This is a genomic window from Amycolatopsis sp. NPDC051071, from assembly GCF_040682875.1.
Taxonomy (GTDB): domain Bacteria; phylum Actinomycetota; class Actinomycetes; order Mycobacteriales; family Pseudonocardiaceae; genus Amycolatopsis.
The window spans coordinates 1-16,523 of the sequence record NZ_JBFBBY010000053.1; the positions used below are offsets into that span (position 1 = coordinate 1).

22 protein-coding genes are annotated in these 16,523 nt (G+C 67.4%); 12 read left to right on the forward strand and 10 right to left on the reverse strand.

Translation table 11 applies throughout. The features are described from left to right. Positions 1-260: 260 nt before the first annotated feature. Both AB0M65_RS18755 and AB0M65_RS18760 read left to right on the forward strand, forming a co-directional pair. Positions 261-857 carry a TetR/AcrR family transcriptional regulator gene (locus tag AB0M65_RS18755; RefSeq protein ID WP_364028818.1) on the forward strand — a complete coding sequence of 199 codons (597 nt, stop codon included), beginning with the start codon at positions 261-263 and terminating at the stop codon, positions 855-857. A gap of 32 nt (positions 858-889) precedes the next feature. Next, complete coding sequence (locus AB0M65_RS18760; RefSeq protein ID WP_364028820.1) at positions 890-1,651, forward strand: glucose 1-dehydrogenase; 762 nt, start codon at positions 890-892, stop codon at positions 1,649-1,651. Between the two features lie 3 nt (positions 1,652-1,654). Here the strand turns inward: AB0M65_RS18760 and AB0M65_RS18765 are convergent, their stop codons facing one another. From AB0M65_RS18765 to AB0M65_RS18785, 5 genes are read right to left on the reverse strand one after another with little or no spacing between them, the layout of a single operon-like run. Then, positions 1,655-3,445 carry a thiamine pyrophosphate-requiring protein gene (locus tag AB0M65_RS18765; protein ID WP_364028822.1) on the reverse strand — a complete coding sequence of 597 codons (1,791 nt, stop codon included), beginning with the start codon at positions 3,443-3,445 and terminating at the stop codon, positions 1,655-1,657. Positions 3,446-3,481: 36 nt separating this feature from the next. Next, complete coding sequence (locus tag AB0M65_RS18770) at positions 3,482-4,777, reverse strand: NAD(P)/FAD-dependent oxidoreductase (RefSeq protein ID WP_364028824.1); 1,296 nt, start codon at positions 4,775-4,777, stop codon at positions 3,482-3,484. A 2-nt stretch (positions 4,778-4,779) separates the two neighbouring features. Next, positions 4,780-5,046: a DUF4235 domain-containing protein gene (locus AB0M65_RS18775; protein ID WP_364028826.1), complete on the reverse strand. Its 267-nt coding sequence runs from the start codon at positions 5,044-5,046 to the stop codon at positions 4,780-4,782. Beyond that, positions 5,043-5,348, reverse strand: coding sequence for a DUF3618 domain-containing protein (locus tag AB0M65_RS18780; RefSeq protein WP_364028828.1), 306 nt, complete (start codon positions 5,346-5,348; stop codon positions 5,043-5,045). The genes AB0M65_RS18775 and AB0M65_RS18780 overlap by 4 nt, the downstream gene beginning before the upstream one ends. Continuing rightward, positions 5,345-5,758 (reverse strand): phage holin family protein, encoded by a 414-nt coding sequence (locus tag AB0M65_RS18785; protein WP_364028830.1) that lies wholly within the window; start codon positions 5,756-5,758, stop codon positions 5,345-5,347. Before AB0M65_RS18785 ends, AB0M65_RS18780 begins: the two co-directional genes overlap by 4 nt. A gap of 138 nt (positions 5,759-5,896) precedes the next feature. On the opposite strand from AB0M65_RS18785, the gene AB0M65_RS18790 reads away from it, so the two are divergent. Continuing rightward, complete coding sequence (locus AB0M65_RS18790; protein ID WP_364028832.1) at positions 5,897-6,358, forward strand: SRPBCC family protein; 462 nt, start codon at positions 5,897-5,899, stop codon at positions 6,356-6,358. Between the two features lie 98 nt (positions 6,359-6,456). Further along, positions 6,457-6,921, forward strand: coding sequence for a hypothetical protein (locus AB0M65_RS18795; RefSeq protein WP_364028834.1), 465 nt, complete (start codon positions 6,457-6,459; stop codon positions 6,919-6,921). Positions 6,922-6,993: 72 nt separating this feature from the next. On the opposite strand, the gene AB0M65_RS18800 is transcribed toward AB0M65_RS18795, so the two are convergent. From AB0M65_RS18800 to AB0M65_RS18810, 3 genes are all read right to left on the reverse strand, one after another. Beyond that, entirely contained in the window at positions 6,994-7,782 is a 789-nt protein-coding gene (locus tag AB0M65_RS18800) for a SigB/SigF/SigG family RNA polymerase sigma factor (RefSeq protein WP_364028836.1), read from the reverse strand. Then, the gene (locus tag AB0M65_RS18805) at positions 7,779-8,231 is read right to left on the reverse strand and encodes an anti-sigma factor (RefSeq protein WP_364028838.1); all 453 of its coding nucleotides are present in this window, start codon (positions 8,229-8,231) and stop codon (positions 7,779-7,781) included. The genes AB0M65_RS18800 and AB0M65_RS18805 overlap by 4 nt, the downstream gene beginning before the upstream one ends. A 64-nt stretch (positions 8,232-8,295) precedes the next feature. After that, positions 8,296-8,628 carry a plasmid stabilization protein gene (locus AB0M65_RS18810; RefSeq protein ID WP_364028840.1) on the reverse strand — a complete coding sequence of 111 codons (333 nt, stop codon included), beginning with the start codon at positions 8,626-8,628 and terminating at the stop codon, positions 8,296-8,298. 110 nt (positions 8,629-8,738) lie between these two features. Here AB0M65_RS18810 and AB0M65_RS18815 point away from each other — a divergent pair, with 110 nt between their 5' ends. Continuing rightward, positions 8,739-9,701: a TIGR03557 family F420-dependent LLM class oxidoreductase gene (locus tag AB0M65_RS18815; RefSeq protein ID WP_364028842.1), complete on the forward strand. Its 963-nt coding sequence runs from the start codon at positions 8,739-8,741 to the stop codon at positions 9,699-9,701. A gap of 116 nt (positions 9,702-9,817) precedes the next feature. After that, entirely contained in the window at positions 9,818-10,012 is a 195-nt protein-coding gene (locus AB0M65_RS18820) for a hypothetical protein (protein WP_364028844.1), read from the forward strand. 1 nt (position 10,013) lies between these two features. Here AB0M65_RS18820 and AB0M65_RS18825 read toward each other — a convergent pair whose 3' ends face one another. Further along, positions 10,014-10,634 (reverse strand): UdgX family uracil-DNA binding protein, encoded by a 621-nt coding sequence (locus AB0M65_RS18825; protein ID WP_364028914.1) that lies wholly within the window; start codon positions 10,632-10,634, stop codon positions 10,014-10,016. 195 nt (positions 10,635-10,829) lie between these two features. Between AB0M65_RS18825 and AB0M65_RS18830 the strand changes: the two genes are divergently transcribed. Both AB0M65_RS18830 and AB0M65_RS18835 read left to right on the forward strand, forming a co-directional pair. Next, a complete protein-coding gene (locus tag AB0M65_RS18830; protein WP_364028846.1) occupies positions 10,830-11,324 on the forward strand; it encodes a SigE family RNA polymerase sigma factor in 495 nt (164 codons plus the stop codon). A gap of 11 nt (positions 11,325-11,335) precedes the next feature. Beyond that, the gene (locus tag AB0M65_RS18835) at positions 11,336-12,184 is read left to right on the forward strand and encodes a hypothetical protein (RefSeq protein ID WP_364028848.1); all 849 of its coding nucleotides are present in this window, start codon (positions 11,336-11,338) and stop codon (positions 12,182-12,184) included. A gap of 4 nt (positions 12,185-12,188) precedes the next feature. Here AB0M65_RS18835 and AB0M65_RS18840 read toward each other — a convergent pair whose 3' ends face one another. Next, positions 12,189-12,317 (reverse strand): hypothetical protein, encoded by a 129-nt coding sequence (locus AB0M65_RS18840; RefSeq protein WP_364028850.1) that lies wholly within the window; start codon positions 12,315-12,317, stop codon positions 12,189-12,191. A gap of 115 nt (positions 12,318-12,432) precedes the next feature. Here AB0M65_RS18840 and AB0M65_RS18845 point away from each other — a divergent pair, with 115 nt between their 5' ends. The 4 genes from AB0M65_RS18845 (at position 12,433) to AB0M65_RS18860 (ending at position 16,514) form a co-directional block, all read left to right on the forward strand. Continuing rightward, positions 12,433-12,840: a VOC family protein gene (locus tag AB0M65_RS18845; protein WP_364028852.1), complete on the forward strand. Its 408-nt coding sequence runs from the start codon at positions 12,433-12,435 to the stop codon at positions 12,838-12,840. Between the two features lie 147 nt (positions 12,841-12,987). Beyond that, positions 12,988-13,377 (forward strand): hypothetical protein, encoded by a 390-nt coding sequence (locus AB0M65_RS18850; RefSeq protein WP_364028854.1) that lies wholly within the window; start codon positions 12,988-12,990, stop codon positions 13,375-13,377. A 508-nt stretch (positions 13,378-13,885) separates the two neighbouring features. Further along, positions 13,886-15,142, forward strand: a complete 1,257-nt coding sequence (locus tag AB0M65_RS18855) for an ATP-grasp domain-containing protein (RefSeq protein ID WP_364028856.1) — start codon at positions 13,886-13,888, stop codon at positions 15,140-15,142. A gap of 58 nt (positions 15,143-15,200) precedes the next feature. Then, a complete protein-coding gene (locus AB0M65_RS18860) occupies positions 15,201-16,514 on the forward strand; it encodes a SidA/IucD/PvdA family monooxygenase (protein ID WP_364028858.1) in 1,314 nt (437 codons plus the stop codon). Positions 16,515-16,523 lie beyond the last annotated feature (9 nt).

Genomic DNA, 16,523 nt, shown 5'->3' on the forward strand with positions numbered 1-16,523 from the left:
GTCACGCACCCCTTCCCTCGGCTCAGCCGAGGGAAGGGGTCCTTCACGCGGCGTCGTCGTGGCTTGTGGGGTCGTGGGGCCAGAGGTGCGTTGCCGGGGCAGTGAGGGGAACTTTGAGGGACCCCAGGTCCCTCAGGGAGTCCTTCACGGACCTGCTCCACTCGCCACAGGTACTCGACGCACGTCGGGTTTAACGACTTAGATCACGACCGGAGCCCCCTTTCTTGACCGATCAGTCCAGATGTGGTTACCTTCTTCTCGTGTCCAGGGTGAAGGAATTCGACGTCGACGCGGCCTGTGAGGCCGCCATCGAACTGTTCTGGCGGCAGGGGTACGAGGCCACTTCGGTCAGTGACCTCGTCGCCGAGCTCGGCATCGGCAAAGCCAGTCTCTACGCGACCTTCGGTACCAAGCACGAGCTGTACCTGACGGCGCTGAACCGCTACATCGCCCGGGGCGACGAGCGGTTCGTGGAGGATTTCGCCGGGCCGGGCCCCGCGCTGGCGGGCGTGCGGCGGCTCATCGGGCGCTACTTGGCCGAAATCCTCGACGAATCGGGGCGGAAGGGCTGTTTCGTGGTCAACGCGGCGATGGAACTGATGCCACGCGATCCCGAGGTCGCCCGGGTGGTCGAGCGGAGCTGGGACAGGCTTGAGCTCGCCTTGCGGATGGCGTTGAGCAGGGCGAAAGCGCAGGGCGAACTCGTCCCCGGCGCCGACCCGGAGACACTCGCCGGCTTCCTGCTCACCGTCCTGCAGGGAATGCGGGTGCTGAGCAAGAGCCCGGATCCCGCGGCACGGGCGCGGGCGGCGGCGGGGGAGGCCCTCGCCGTTCTCGAAACCTCTCGCAGGCACTAATACTAGAACGATCGGATCAGAAAGTGGGAACTGTGGGGAAGCGATTCAGCGGCAAGGTCGTCCTGGTCACCGGGGGAGGTTCCGGGATCGGGCGCGCCACAGCGGTGGCCTTCGCGCGTGAAGGCGCGCAGGTCGTCGTTTCGGGCCGGGATGACGAGAAGCTGCGTCAGACGGTGAAGGAGATCGAGGCCGACGGCGGTACTGCCGACGCGGTGGTCGCCGACGTCGGTATCGGCGCCGACGTCGAACGTCTCGTCTCCGAAACCGTGCGGCGTCACGGCAAACTCGACATCGCGTTCAACAACGCCGGCGTCCTCGGCAGCCCGGCGCCGACGGCGGACCTCGATGAAGACGGCTTCAACGCCGTCGTGCGGACCAACCTCACCGGCACTTGGCTGTCCATGAAGCACGAGATCACGCAGATGCGGCGTGACGGCGGGGGAGTCATCGTCAACATGGCCTCCAACATCGGCTCGCACAAGCGCCTGCCGGGATTGGCCGCCTACGCCGCTTCGAAGGCCGCGGTGGACGTGCTGACCCGCACCGCCGCCCGCGACCACATCGCCGAAGGCATCCGCATCAACGCCGTCAGCCCGGGATCCACCGACACCGGGATGTCGTTCCGGCCCGGCGAGACCGAGGCCGACCGCGCCGAACGGCTTGGCGCGGTCATCCCGCTCGGCCGGATCGGCAAGGTCGAGGAGATCGCCGCGGCCGTGCTGTGGCTGGCTTCCGACGAGTCCGCGTACGTCGTCGGGCACGACATCGTCCTCGATGGCGGCGCGAGCGCCTGAGCTTCAGCCGCGCGAAGGCAGTAATTCCTGCATCTTCGTTTTGATCCCCTGTGTCACGAGGCGCCACGCGTGGGGATCTCCCTTGAGCACGGCTTCGGTCATCGACTTCAACTGCTCGAAGGTGGCGTGCGGCGGGATCGGCGGGACTTCGGGGTCGCATCGGACGTCGAGCACGGTCGGTACGCCGGCCGACAGCGCGACGTCCCAGGCCTCACCGAGCCGGGCGGGATCGTCGACGGCGATCCCGCCGAGGCCGATCGCGATGGCGAAGTCGGAATAGGAAACTTCCGGCAGGCTCTGCGAGGGTTCGAACTTCGGCGAACCGCCCATCCCGCGCAGTTCCCAGGTGACCTGGTTCAGATCACCGTTGTGGAATACGCAGATGACGCACCGCTGGTCGGCCCACGACTCGCGGTACCGGGCGATGGTCAGCAGTTCGGCCAGCCCGTTCATCTGCATCGCACCGTCGCCGACCAGCGCGATCACCGGCCTGCCGGGGTGGGCGAACTTCGCGCCGATCGCGTAGGGCACGGCGGGTCCCATCGTCGCGAGCGTCCCGGACAGCGAACCCCGCATCCGGCCGCGCATCCGGAGGTTCCTGGCGTACCAGTTGGCCGCCGAACCGGAGTCGGCGGTGACGATGGCGTCTTCGGGAATCCGTTCCGAAAGCTCGTGCACGATCCGCATCGGGTTGACCGGATTCGCTTCCAGCATCGCCTGCCGGGTGACGGTCTCCTGCCAGGCACCGGTGTTCTTCTCGATCTGCTCGCGCCAGCCCCGTTCGGTTTTCCGTTCCAGCAAGGGAATCAGCTGCTGCAGTGTGCTTTTCGCGTCGCCGAGCAGGTTGACCTCGGTCGGGTACCGCAGCCCGATGAACCGCGCGTCGATGTCGATCTGGACGGCGCGGGCCTGCCCGAACTCCGGCAGGAACTGCGCGTACGGCATATTCGAGCCGACGATGAGGAGGGTGTCGCAGTCACGCATCATCTCGTAGGTCGGCCGGGTACCGAGCAGCCCGATCGAGCCGGTGACATACGGCAGGTCGTCGGGTAGGACGTCCTTGCCCAGCAAGGCCTTCGCCACCCCGGCGCCGGTGAGTTCGGCGACCTCGCGCAGTTCGGTGACGGCGTTGCGGGCACCCTGCCCGATCAGCACCGCCACCTTTTCCCCGGCGTTGAGCACTTCCGCGGCGCGGGCGATCTCGTCCGACGGCGGGATCACGCTGGCGCGGGGGTGATCCGGCGGCGACGACGGTACATGCTTGAACTCGTGCCGCGGCGGCTCGTAGGCCTCCTCCTGCAGATCCGCCGGGATGATCAGCGCCGTGGGCGCACGCTGCGCGATGGCGGTGCGCAGAGCGCGGTCGAGCGCGTTCGGCAGTTGTTCGGGGACGTTCACCTCGACGAGGTACTCGCTCGCGACGTCCTTGAACAGTGCCTGCAGATCCACTTCCTGCTGGTAGCTGCCGCCCATCGCGCTGCGCGCGGTCTGCCCGACGATGGCTACCACCGGCACATGGTCGAGTTTCGCGTCGTACAGGCCGTTGAGCAGGTGGATCGCTCCCGGGCCGGACGTCGCCATGCAGACGCCGGGCCGTCCGCTGAACTTCGCGTAGCCGACGGCGGCGAACGCCGCCATCTCCTCGTGCCGCGTCTGGATGAAGCGAGGCCGGTCGTCCGCCTTCCCGAACGCGGCGACCAGACCATTGATCCCGTCACCGGGGTAGGCGAAGACCTGCTCGACCTTCCACTCACGCAGCCTGGTCAGTACATGATCAGCAACGGTTTCGCTCATGGGCGGCGGATACCGCCGCACTTGCGCGGTTAAACGTCACCGTCTCGCCCGCGGCAGTTCCGGCGAGTCGGTGTCCAGCGGGACCGACGCGGAGCGCACGAGTCCCAATTGGACGGTCTGACGCTTGGTCACCGTGTTCAGCGCCCAGTCGGTTGCGGTGCGCAACCGGTTGCCCGGCATGGCGAGCAGGTGGTACGCGCGGGTGACCGCCTTGGCGGCGAGCCCGGAAAGCGGGATGTGCAGGGGATTCGCCGCGGCCTGACGCGCGCCGAGATCGACGACGAAGCCGAGATCGTGGTGCCGGTAGGTGCCGGGCGAGCCGTGGCCAAGGGACGCGGCGACGTTCCGCCCGGCGAGCTTCCCCTGCCGCTCGGCGTGTTGCGCCGTCATCGCGGTGTATTCGCCCGGCCGGGTGAGATCGGGTACGGCGGCCGCGTCGCCGCACGCGTACACGTCCTGCCTGCCGGGGACGTTCAGCTGTTCGGTGACGATGAGCCTGCCCTTCGCGGTCTCCAGGCCCAGCTTTTCGATCAACGGGTCGGGGCGGACCCCGACGCACCAGACGAGGGTGCGCGTCGGCACGGATTCCCCCGAGGTCAGCGTGACGCCCTTCTCGTCGGCGTTGTCGACTGACGTCTTCATACGCACCTCGACGCCGCGCGAACGCAGGACTTCGTCGGCCGTCGAGCCGAGCCGCCGGTCGAGTTCCGGCAGGACACGTTCGGCCAAGTCCAGCAGGAGCCACCGGATCTTCTGGCCATCGAGTTCGGGGTGCCGGGCGGCGAGCGCGGCGGTGAACGACGGCCCCTGCGCGGCGACTTCGGTGCCGGTGTACCCGGCGCCGACGACGACGAACGTGCAGCGCGCGTCACGTTCGGCCGCGTCCCGCGCGGACGCGGCGAGCTCGATCTGCCGCGTGACGTGATCCCGCAGGTAGAGGGCCTCGGGCAGACCGCGGAAGCCGTGGGCGTATTCGGATACGCCGGGGATCGGCAGGAGCTTGTTGACACTGCCCGCGGCGAGTACGACACGGTCGTAGCCGATCCGGTGTTCGCGGTCTTCGGGGTCGGTGTAGCTCACACCGCGGCCCTCGAAGTCGACCGACGTCGCGGTGCCCAGTACCAGCCGGACGCCACGCAGGGTGCCGGGGATGGACACCGAGATCCGCCGCGGTTCGAGGATTCCGGCGGCGACCTCGGGCAGCAGCGGGAGATAGAGGAAATAGTCGGTCGGATTGAGCACGACGATCTCCGTGTCGTCTCCGGCCGTCTTGAGCAGGGTCTTCGCGGCGTTGTAGCCCGCGAAGCCGCCCCCGATGATCACTACACGCATCGTCAGTCCTCCGTGGGCCAATCGCCGGTCGCCTTGCGATAGCCGGCCGCGCCCGCCCGTTCGGTGGCCGCCTTCACCGCGCCGAAGATGGCGCCCTGCGCGGCGGCGGCGACGATCACCTGCGTCCAGGTGAAGTCCCGGTCCGTGGCGTTGGGCGCTTCTTCGTCGCCGCTCACGCGTTTCCAGATTTGTTTGAACGCGATTCCGGCGAGCACCCCGCCCGCGGCGCTCACGACCATGTTGAGCGGTTTGTAGAGAACCTTGTTCACGACGAGGACCTCTTTCGCATGATGAGCCGGATCGCGACGAGCAAGGCGAGGACACCGGCGAAGATCGGCAAGGGGTTGGCCCGGACGACGTCGGTGCCCTGACGGAACTTCTCCGCCGCGGGCTCGGAAACCTTCTCCGAGATCTTGGCGCTGGCCTGATCGACCTTGGCGTCGAGGTTTTCGTGGACGCGGGTCTTCACATCGAGCTTCTGACCCAGCGCGTCGAGGGTCTCGGTGAGCTCCTCGCGGGTCACCTCGCGATCAGCGCGTGCTTCTTCGGCGTTCTTGGGGAAATCACTCATGAGCGCACGCCCCGCTTGACGGTGTCGACGTCCTTACGGACGCCTTCGATGGCTTCTTCCGGCACCGGTGGTGTGGCGCTCGCGACCTCCTTCTTGCCGACGAGGGCCGAAATGCCCGCGATCAGCAGCAAGGCCGCGCCGGTGACCACGGCGGCCAGCCAGGCGGGCATGACCAGGGCGAGGGCCAGCACGACGGCGGCGATCAGCGTCGCCAGACCGAACAGGGCGAAGAGACCGGCCGCGCCGAAGAGTCCGGCGCCGATCCCCATGCGCTTCCCCTTGCCCCGCAGTTCGACGGCGGCGAGCCGCATTTCGTCGCGGACGAGGCGTTTGACCTCGTCACTCAGGTCGGAGACCAATTCGCCGACCGAACGGTCCGCGGGCGGCTTGCGGTGGGCTTCTTCGATCATGGAGCACCTCCTCAGGCTGTGGTGACCGCCGGGTACCCGGGAGTAGCAGCGCTCAATCACGGGGAGTTTCGGGTCCGGTGAGGCCGGGTAGCCGAGGAGCGCCGGCTCGAAAAGCACTCAACCAACGCAGGAGGATGCATGAGCACGATCACCGAAATGGTTGACGTCGACGTACCGGTGAAGACCGCGTACAACCAGTGGACGCAGTTCGAGTCCTTCCCGAAGTTCATGGAAGGCGTCGAAGAGATCCGCCAGATCGACGCGACCCACACCCACTGGGTGACCAAGTTCGGTGGGGTGAGCCGGGAATTCGACGCGACCATCACCGAACAGCATCCCGAGGAGCGCGTCGCGTGGACGTCGGACTCCGGTCCGGACCACGCGGGCGTGATCACCTTCCATCGCCTCGGCGACAACAAGACCCGTGTCACGGCGCAGATGGACATCGACCCGGAAGGGCTCGCCGAGAACGTCGCCGACAAACTCGGCATCCTCGACCGCCGGGTCAAGGGCGACATGAAGCGGTTCAAGGAGTTCATCGAGAGCCGCGGTCATGAGACCGGCGCCTGGCGCGGCGACGTGGACCGCCCCGGCAGCTGACCCGAGCCCGCGTGCGTTCCCCTGGAAAACCGCGTTTTCCAGGGGAACGGCACGGGTACCTCAGTGGTGAGGTCCTCAACGGAAGGGAGCGTCCCGGCATGACTACCAACGCATATGTAGCGTTCCTCGTCATCGGGGTGGCGCTGGTCATGCTCGACGGCCTGATCATCTACCAGAGTGGCAAACGTTATCTCCAGGGTTCCCAAGGTGATCCGGCCGCCGGAGCGTCCATGACCTGGCTCGTCACGGTGCTGTTCCACCTTGCGACACTGGGCGTGCTGGCGCTTCTGTCGACCGTCGACATCGGGGGCAGCGACCTGCCCGGTGTGGTGGGCCGATTGGGTGTTCTGCTGCTGGTGCTGGCCATCGCGCACGCGATCACGCTCAGCGTGCTCGCCCGCATCCGCGGCGAGCAGGAAGCCGAAGCGGTGATCAACCGGCCAAGGCAACGCGTCGAGCCCGAACAACAGGGCACCACGGTGACCCCGGTTCCCGGCCAGGAAGGCCGCTACCCGGCCACGAGCCCGTCGATCGAGCACCAGGCGCCGTACACCACTCCGTAGTAACCCGCCCTGGATGCCATTGAACGGCCCGTTACTTTGCAAGTAACGGGCCGTTCGTGGCATCCAGGGACGCTACTCCGAGAGCTTCCCTCGTAACTGGTCCAGCGTCTGCGAAAGCAGCCGCGAGACGTGCATCTGCGAGATGCCGACGCGTTCCGCGATCTGCGTCTGGGTGTAGCCGCCGAAGAAGCGCATCACGAGGATCGCGCGCTCCCGCTTCGGCAGCTCCCGCAGCAGCGGCTGCAGTGCCTCGTGGTTCTCCACCAGCGCCATCTCGTGGTCCTCTTCGCCGATCGTGTCGGCGAGGGAAAGTGCCTCGGTGGCGTCGTCGTGCACCGGCTTGTCGACGGACAACGTCTGGTACGCCTGGCCTGCCAGCAGCCCTTCACGTACCTCGTCGACCTCGAGCCCGAGGTAGCCGGCGAGTTCGGTGGGGGTCGGCGCGCGGCCGAGGCGCTGGGCGAGGGCGGCCGTGCCCTGGCTCAGCGAGACGTGGAGTTCCTTGAGCCGCCTCGGTACCCGGATCGACCAGCCGGTGTCGCGGAAATGCCGCCGGACCTCACCCATGATCGTGGGCACGGCGAAGGAGAGGAAGTCGTGGCCTCGGCCGGGGTCGAAGCGGTCGACGGCGTTGATCAGCCCGATCCGCGCCACCTGCACCAGATCCTCGCGGGGCTCGCCCCGGCCCGAAAACCGGGTGGCGATGTGCTCGGCGAGCGGCAGCAGCTCGGTGACCAGACGGGCGCGCAGGTCTTGGCGGCGAGGGGAGTCGCCGGGAAGGGCGAACAACTCGTCGAACAGGGGCTGACAATGGGCATAGTCGTCCGCCTGCCGGGTGGTCGATTTGCGCTCGGCGTTCACCCGTCGCTCGTTCCCGGGGCGAGGACGAGGTCGATCGTCGTCGTACTCCCCGTTTCTCCGCGAACCGGCTCGCAGCGAGCCGTCACCGATCGGGTCAGAGTCGTCAGGACGTGCCATCCGAAGGTCGTCTCGCTCGGCAAGAACGGCTTGGCCGTCCGAGTCGAGATCGAAACGGCTATCCCCTCCGGGACTTCGTGAAAGACGCAACAAAGGATCGCTCCCAGGTCAGCGGGCTGGACAAGTTGGGAACAGGCTTCGTCGACGGCCATCTTCGCGTCTGAAATGGCGTCCAAGCCGAAGTCCGCGCGCGCCACCACGCCGTGGGCGAGCGTGCGGACGAGAGGGATCTGCTCCGCTTCGGCGGGCAAGCGGAGTACCACCCGGTCGATGAACCCGTCCTGTCCGGGCCGGGCTTCCGGGGTAAGGCTGCCCCGTGCGTGTGAATCCATTGCGAGACCTATCCGTCCATGGCGGTGGGGCAACCGCGGTGGGGACCCGCCGCGGGACACGCGATCAACGGCCAAGGGCGCGCTGAAGATCCTTTTTGGACATCTTCGACCTGCCCTCGATCTTGCGTTTCTTCGCTTCGTTGTAGAGCTGGTCCTTGGTGGGACCGTTCGGGCCCTGCCGGTTGCCGGACCGTTTGCCGCCTCGCCGCTGCGGGGACATGTCTTGGATGGAGGTCTTGCTCGCCTCCCGCGACTCGCCTGCCTGCGCGCGGTTCTTGTTCACCGTGCGTGCGGCGATCTCCTCCGCCCGGTCCGTGCTCGCACCGCGGTCCTCGGCGGACTCCTTGATGTGCTCGTACTGTCGTTCTCGTTTGTCGCTCCAACTCTGCTGCGGCATGACTGTTCCTTTCTCCCCCGCTGAGGTACCCCATTCGATTCACCGGATAAACGTCTGGTTGAGCCCTGAAACGGGCGGGTACGCGAAGGTCAGACGAAGGGAGGCGCCCCATGCGCGTCGGTTACACACTCATGACCGAACAAGCCGGGCCGAAGGACCTGGTCCGCTACGCGGCGGAGGCGGAGCAGGCCGGATTCGACTTCGAGGTGATGAGCGACCACTACTCGCCTTGGCTGGACGAACAAGGCCATTCGCCGTACGCCTGGAGCGTGCTGGGAGCGGTCACCCAGAGCACCGACCGGGTCGAACTGATGACCTTCGTGACCTGCCCCACCATGCGGTACCACCCGGCGGTGGTGGCGCAGAAGGCGGCGACGGTCCAGGCACTGTCGGACGGCCGGTTCACCCTCGGGCTCGGCGCGGGGGAGAACCTCAACGAGCACGTCGTCGGCCGAGGCTGGCCGCCGGTGAACGTGCGGCACGAGATGCTCGCCGAGGCCGTCCAGATCATCGGCGGGCTGTTCGACGGCGGATACTTCAACTACGCCGGTGACCACTTCCGGGTGGACTCGGCGAAGCTGTGGGACCTGCCGGAGCAGCGGGTCCCGATCGCCGTCGCGGTGTCGGGGTCACAGTCGGTGACGCGGTTCGCGCCGATCGCCGACGCGATGATCGCCGTCGAGCCGAACGAAGCGCTGGGCCGTGAGTGGGACGCCACCAAACCGGGCGGGCCGAGCCGGAAGATCGCTCAGCTGCCGGTTTCGTGGGGTGAAGACCGTGACGCCGCGATCCGGCGGGCACACGAGCAGTTCCGCTGGTTCGCCGGCGGCTGGAAGGTCAACGCCGAACTGCCCGGTCCCGCCGGGTTCGCCGGGGCCACCCAGTTCGTCAAACCCGAGGACGTCGCCGAGGCCATCCCGTGCGGGCCGGACGTCGACCAGATCGTGAAGCAGGTGGGCGAATTCGAAGCGGCCGGGTTCACCGACCTCGCGTTGGTCCAGATCGGCGGGGATCAGCAGGAAGGCTTCTTCCGCTTCGCCAAGGACACGCTGCTCCCGGCGTTGCGTGGCTGATACACACGAACGTAGTAATTCGACGATGTCTCTGACCACCTGATCGCGGACACCTGTGTTCAAGCCGGCGATCGTGGGGTATCAGGGGGTTGTCGGCCTCGAGATAGGGTGAACTGATGGCAAGAGACTTGTCCGGCCTGCATCCGGTGACTGACCTGTGGGTGGAGGGCAACGAGTCACCGGAGCAGGTGGAACGGCGCCAGAAGGCCACGCTCGCCGTCGCCGCACTGGCGAAGAACGCCGAGGACTGCGCGCTGCTGCTGGACATGCTGGGCCTGCACGACAGCGGACGCAGCTCCGAAGTCGCCTGATTCAGCGAGTTCCGCGTGCGACCACGAGATCCGCGACGAAGGCCTGATAGGCCTCGTCGCGGTCCGGCGCGCGCAGTACCGCCGAGGGATGAACCGTTGCCACGGCGACCGCATCGAACTCGGGTAACTCGATCGCGTCACCTCGGCTGCGCGTAATGCGGAAGTCGTCACCGAGCAAGGCCTTCGCCGCTGTCGCGCCGAGGACGACCAGCAGGTGAGGATGGACGGACGTGAGTTCGGCGCGTAGCCACGGCTTGCAGGCGACGACCTCGGTCTTCGACGGCGTTTTGTGGATACGCCGCTTGCCGCGTTCGTCGCGGCTGAACTTGAAATGCTTGACCGCGTTGGTGACGTAGATCTTCCGGCGGTCGAAGCCCGCTTCCTCGAGCGCCCGGTCGAGAAGTCGCCCGGCAGGCCCGACGAACGGCGCACCCGCCTGGTCCTCCTGGTCGCCCGGCTGTTCCCCGACCACCATGACCTCCGCCTTCCGCGGACCTTCGCCGAACACAGTCCGCGTCGCGTCGCGATAGAGGTCGCAACCCCGGCATTCGGAGGCCGCCGACCGGAGCCGGTCCAGATCGGTGGTCTCTGGCGGCTCCGCGCCGCGTGCCTTGTTCGCCATGACGTCCGGTTTCCCGGCGTCCGACCCGGCCAAACCGGCGCCCCGCCGGGCTAAGTGGTTGGTTTCGGACGTCCGTCGAGACCCCGAAGGACTTCCGAAACCGACCACTAAGACATGCTTTTCTTCCCGTCAGGCAACCTGGGCGCGCTCACCTCCGGTTGTAGGAGGTATGAGAGAAAAACAGGGGAGGCCTGGATGAGGCGGTCCGACGAAGCGGCGTACCGGGAGTACGTCACGTCCCGGATGGAGGTGCTGCGGCGGACGGGCTATCTGCTCTGCCACGACTGGCATCTCGCGGACGATCTGGTGTCGATCACGATCGCCAAGCTCTACCGGCATTGGAAGCGGGCGAGCGCCGTCGAGCACCTGGACGCGTATGTGCGCCGGATCCTCGTGCGCACCTGGCTCGACGAGCGCGGCAGGCCGTGGCGGCGGGAAGAACCGGCGGATGACCTGCCGGAACCGGCGATCGAGCTGAACTCGCGGGTACTGGACCGGGCTCAGCTGTTCGAGCTGCTCGAAGCCCTGCCGCCGCGCCGTCGAGCCGCCGTCGTGCTGCGCATCTACTGCGACCTCTCGGTCGAGGAGACGGCCGCGATCCTCGGCTGTTCGGCGGGAACGGTGAAGAGCCAGACCGCGCGCGGCCTCGACACGTTGCGTGCCCAGCTGGCCGAAACCACCCTGAGCTGAAGGAGACCGAGATGACCAAGGAACGGATCGACGAGATCATCGGCGTGACCCCACCGTCCACTGTGGACGTCGAGGCGGTTGTGGCCCGGGAACGGAAGACCGCCTGGCTCCGGCCGAATCCCTGGACGGTGACCGCCGCGGGGGTGGCCGCCGTCGCCGTCGGGGCGGCTTTCATGTTCGCACCGGGCTCATCCGGGACAGTGAGCCCGGCGGCTCCCCCGTCCTCGGCGCCCGAACTGCCGGAACCCTGCAAGATCCCGGTGTTGCAGGGACCGGCGCCGCCGGAGAAACCGGCCGTCGCGGCGGAGCGGCTCACCGGCGTGCTGACCGCGGCGGTGAAGGCACGGATGGTGGCGGGTACGACGTTGGCCCCCCACGGCGCGAGCTACCCGGTGGGAGACCCCGAGCACGGGCCGCTGGAGTTCGTTCACGAGGATTCGCTGCTCAAGAACAGCGGCAGCACGTGCAGCGGCGGGCGGAACATCTTCGCCGCGGGAGCGACCACCGTCCTGGCCGGGAAGACAGGCAACGTCCAGGTCTCACTGGGGCGGCTCGGTGGCCGGACGCTGTTGCCCGCCGAATGCGAGGACCAGACGATAGCGGGCGCGGAAGAGACCTGCACCCGGTCCGTCGGGCCCAAGGGGGAGGTCATCGTCGCGAGCATCATCACCTTCACCGGTGGCGGGCCGGTGATCAACCAGGTCGCGGTCACCCGTGCCGACAAGATCGGGGTGGTACTCCAAGCCGAGAACACCGCCGACGCCAAACGTTCCCGGAAACCGGACAGCCCGGCGCCGCCGCTCACCCTGGAGCAGCTGACCGAGATCGCACTCGATCCCGGGATGACGCTCTACCCGTGAGTGGTCACGAGTTCCGCGACGGCGCCACGATGCCGTACTCGTGGATCTTCCGGTAGATCGTCGCCCGGGAGAAGCCGAGCCGCTGGGCCGGGAGGTCGTGAGTGATTTGGGTCGTTAGAACGACCCAAATCACTCACGATCCGCGGCTATTTCGTTGCCGGAAGGAATTCACCCGGCCGTTGTGCTGTCGTTGTCGCGTCCGGTGGAGTCTGCCAGGATGCTCGTGACCCGACTCGAAGGAGCGTCCAGTGGCTTCCCGTCTCAATCCTTACATCAGCTTCGCCGGCGACGCTCGGCAGGCTTTGGAGTTCTACAAGACGGTGTTCGGCGGAGAGCTCACGCTGAACACGTTCGGCGAATCCGGTATGGCCGGTTCGCCGGTCGAGGACCAGATCATGCATGGGCAGCTCGAATCCCCGGGCGGCTACACCCTCATGGCGTCGGACACCCCGCCGGGAATGGAGCACAATCCGGGCACCAACATCTCCGTCAGCCTCAGCGGTGACGACGGTGAGGAATTGCGCGGATACTGGGAGAAACTGTCCACCGACGGCACCGTTTCGGTCCCGTTCGAAAAGCAGATGTGGGGCGACGAATTCGGTGCCTGCACCGACAAGTTCGGCATCTCGTGGATGGTGAACGTCACCCAGGCCTGACCAGAGGATTCCGGCCCTGCCGGTACCGTGCCGAAGCTCCCGACTTCAAAGGACTTGCGGCCTCGATCGCACGAAACCCGTTATGCCACCGGTGAAATCGCCGTTCTCCCTCGCGGGGGTTCAGCGGTTTCACCGGAAGGCGAGGGTATGAACAGGACGAGCGCGGCACTGCTGATTTCGGCAGGTGCCGCTGTTTCCATTGTGGCATTGGGTGGTTGCGGTACGCCGACAGTCGGGACGCCGATCACGGTGGTGCGAGAGGTCGCGCCTCCGTCGCCTCCGTCGCCTCCGTCGCCTCCGCCGTTGACGACCGCCGTCGTGGCGCCGCCGACCACCTCGGTCGTCGTCGTGGAGCCGCCGGTCACCGTCACCCGGGCACCCGTGGCACCGAGCCTCACCTCGTGCCAGCGGCTGTTCGCCGAGGGATACTCCTTCACCTACGCGTTCAACGCGTGGGTCAACGCGGGGCGGCCGCTGAGCTGGGACGCCGATCGCGACGGATATCCCTGCGAGCAGTCGTACGGGAACCGCAACTAACTCCCTGAGGGGTAAGCCGAACGTGGCGCCTCCGGGCGAGATGGTGCCCAGGGTGGCGCAGCACCGCACTCGCGTGCTTGAAGGCGGATCTCGCGTGCTTGGAGCCGGATCTCGCGTGCTTGAAGGCGAAACTCGCGTGCTTGGAGCCGGGACTTGCGTGCTTGGAGCCGGATCTCGCGTGCTTGGAGGCGGAACTTGCGTGCTTGGAGGCGGAACTCGCGTGCTTGGAGCCGGATCTCGCGTGCGCAGACCCGCACGTCGAGTTCGGCGTCCAGGCACGCGAGGTCCGGCCCTGAGCACGCGAGTCCCGTGTTTGAGCACGTGAGTTCCGGCTCCAAGCACGCAAGGAAGGGGGCCTTCACGTACTTGCCCGCCGAGGCCACGGCCGTAGCACCCGGCACCTCTCTTCGCATCTCGTTGATTGTTCTGCCCGAATCAAGGGTTCCGGTCAACCAATCCCCGGGATGTAGTAGCCCGCGACGAAGCGACGGGCTGGTGGGGAGAGGGAATGAGCTCAGCGGAGGGTGTTGTCCTGGTCATCGGCTGCGGGATGCGGCCGTACCGGGAGTACCTGTTGGCGTCGGCCGGGCACCGGCATCCCTTGTGGCTGTTCAACGGGACCGAACCGACCTGGCAGGACCGCTACATCTCCGGCGCCACGGTGCTGGACCCGCACGACCGCGACGCCGTACTGGCCGCGGCCCGTGCGCTCGCGGCGACGACGCCGGTGCTCGGCGTGGTGTCGTGGGACGAGGCGTTGATCGTGACGGCGGCGCATGTCGCGGACGAACTCGGCGTCCCCGGCGCGGGGATCTCGGCGATCGAGGGCTGCCGCGACAAGTGGCTCAGCCGCCGGACGCTCACCGCGGCCGGGGTCGCGCAGCCGGACTTCGGGTTCGTGCACGACGAGGACCAGGCGGTCCGGGTGGCCGACCGGATCGGGTACCCGGTCGTCGTCAAGCCGCGAGGGGGAGGCGCGAGTATCGGCGTCAGCCTCGCGGAGGACGCCGGGGCGGTGCGGGACGCGTTCCGGACCGCGGAGGACGCCAGTCACGGCGGCTCTCCCGCTTACCGGGGCGGGGCGCTGGTCGAGGAGTACCTGACCGGTCCCGAGATCAGTGTGGACGGCGCGGTCGTGGACGGCGAGTACATGCCGATGTTCGTGGCGCACAAGACGGTCGGCATGCATCCGTACTTCGAGGAACTCGGTCATCTGGTGAGTTCGAAGGACGAACTGCTCGCCGACCCGGTGCTCCGTTCGACGCTGGCCCGCGCGCACAGCGCGATCGACTTCCGCTACGGCATCACCCACACCGAACTCAAGCTCACCGAACGCGGGCCGGTGATCGTGGAGATCAACGGCAGGCTCGGCGGGGACCTGATCCCGTTGCTGGCCCGGTACGCGACCGGGATCGACCCGGGCGCCGCCGCAGTCGACATCGCGCTCGGCATGCGCCCGCACCTCCCGCACGAGGCCGAGCCCCGATGGGTCGGGGTGCGGTTCGGCTACCCGAAACAGGATTGCGTCGTCGAGTCCGTGTCCGTGCCGCGTTCCTCGCCGGGCAGCGGGATCCTCGCGGCCGACGCGCTCGTCGATCCCGGGGCCCGGATGCGGCTGCCACCGGCGGAGTTCATTTCGCGGCACGCGTACGTGATCTGCGCGGGCAGCGACCCCGACGACTGTGACGTCATGCTGGACAAGGCCATGGCCCAGGTCCGGCTGACCGCGCATCCCCTGCTGCCTTCGGTGGCCTCCGGTGGCTGAAAGCGCATCGGAAGCACAGGACACTTTCCCAGCACTCACAACGATGGCGGAGCAAACTATGGCGAACCGTGATGTCGAGCTTCTCGCAATCGGAGCAGGACCGTCCAACCTGGCACTCGCAGTGGCGCTGGAGGAGCTCGCACCCGGCCTCGCCCGCGAATCGGTCCTCATCGAACGCGACGAGGAGGTCTCCTGGCAGCGGGGCATGCTCCTGCCGGAGGCGTTGTCCCAGGTCTCCTTCCTCAAGGATCTGGTGACCCTGCGCAATCCGCGCAGCCGGTTCTCGTTCCTCAACTACCTGCACGACACCAACCGGCTCAACGAGTTCGTGAACATGGGTAGTTTCGTACCGTACCGGGTGGAGCTCGCCGACTATCTCAAGTGGACGGCCGAAGCGCTTTCGCTGGTGGATCTGCAACGTGGCAGGGAATGCCTCGACATCACTCCCGTGTGGACGGACGGCACGCTCACCGGCTGGGAGACGAAGGTCGCCGACGGCGAGACCATCCGCAGCCGGTACCTGGTGGTGGGCGCCGGCCGTGACGCGCGGATCCCGGACCAGCTCCGGACGGTGAACCAGGACCGCGTCATCCACAGCACGCAGTACCTGCCGCGGATCGCGAGGCTCCGCAAGGATTTGCCGTACCGCGTCGCGGTGATCGGCGCCGGGCAGAGCGCGGCGGAACTGTTCTGCTCGGTGCAGAACGATCTGCCCGAATGCAAGCCCACCATGGTGATGCGCTCGATCGGCCTCAACTACTACGAGAGCAGCAAGTTCAACAACGAGTTGTTCTTCCCGTCCCAGGTGGACAAGTTCTTCGACGCGCTGCCGGACGCCCGTGAGCAGATGCTCAAGGAGATGCACCACACCAACTACTCCGGGCTGGCGCCGGGCACGATGGACTCGCTGTACCGCTCGGTGTACCTGGACCGCCTCTCCGGCCGCTCCCGGCTCAAGATGATCACGATGAGCGACATCACCGACGCCCGTGACGAGGGCGACGAGGTCGTGCTGGAACTGACCGACCGCCGCACCGGCGAGGTCCAGGAACTACGCACGGACCTCGTGCTGCTGGGCACCGGCTTCTCGCCGGAGATGCCGCGCATGGTCCAGGAGATCGCGAAGTCGATCGGCCTCTCGGAGATCAAGGTGACCCGCGACTACCGGCTGGAGATCGACCAGCCCGCCACCGCGGCCGTCTACCTGCAGGGCGTCAACGAGGCGACACACGGGATCGCCGACTCACTGCTGAGCGTCCTCGCCCCGCGTGCCAACGACATCCTGCAGGACATCCTCGCCCACCGCGGTGAGAACCCTTCGGTGCCCCCGCAGCCGACGTCGGACACCGCCCCCATCGTCGCCACCCGCTGAGCATCGGAA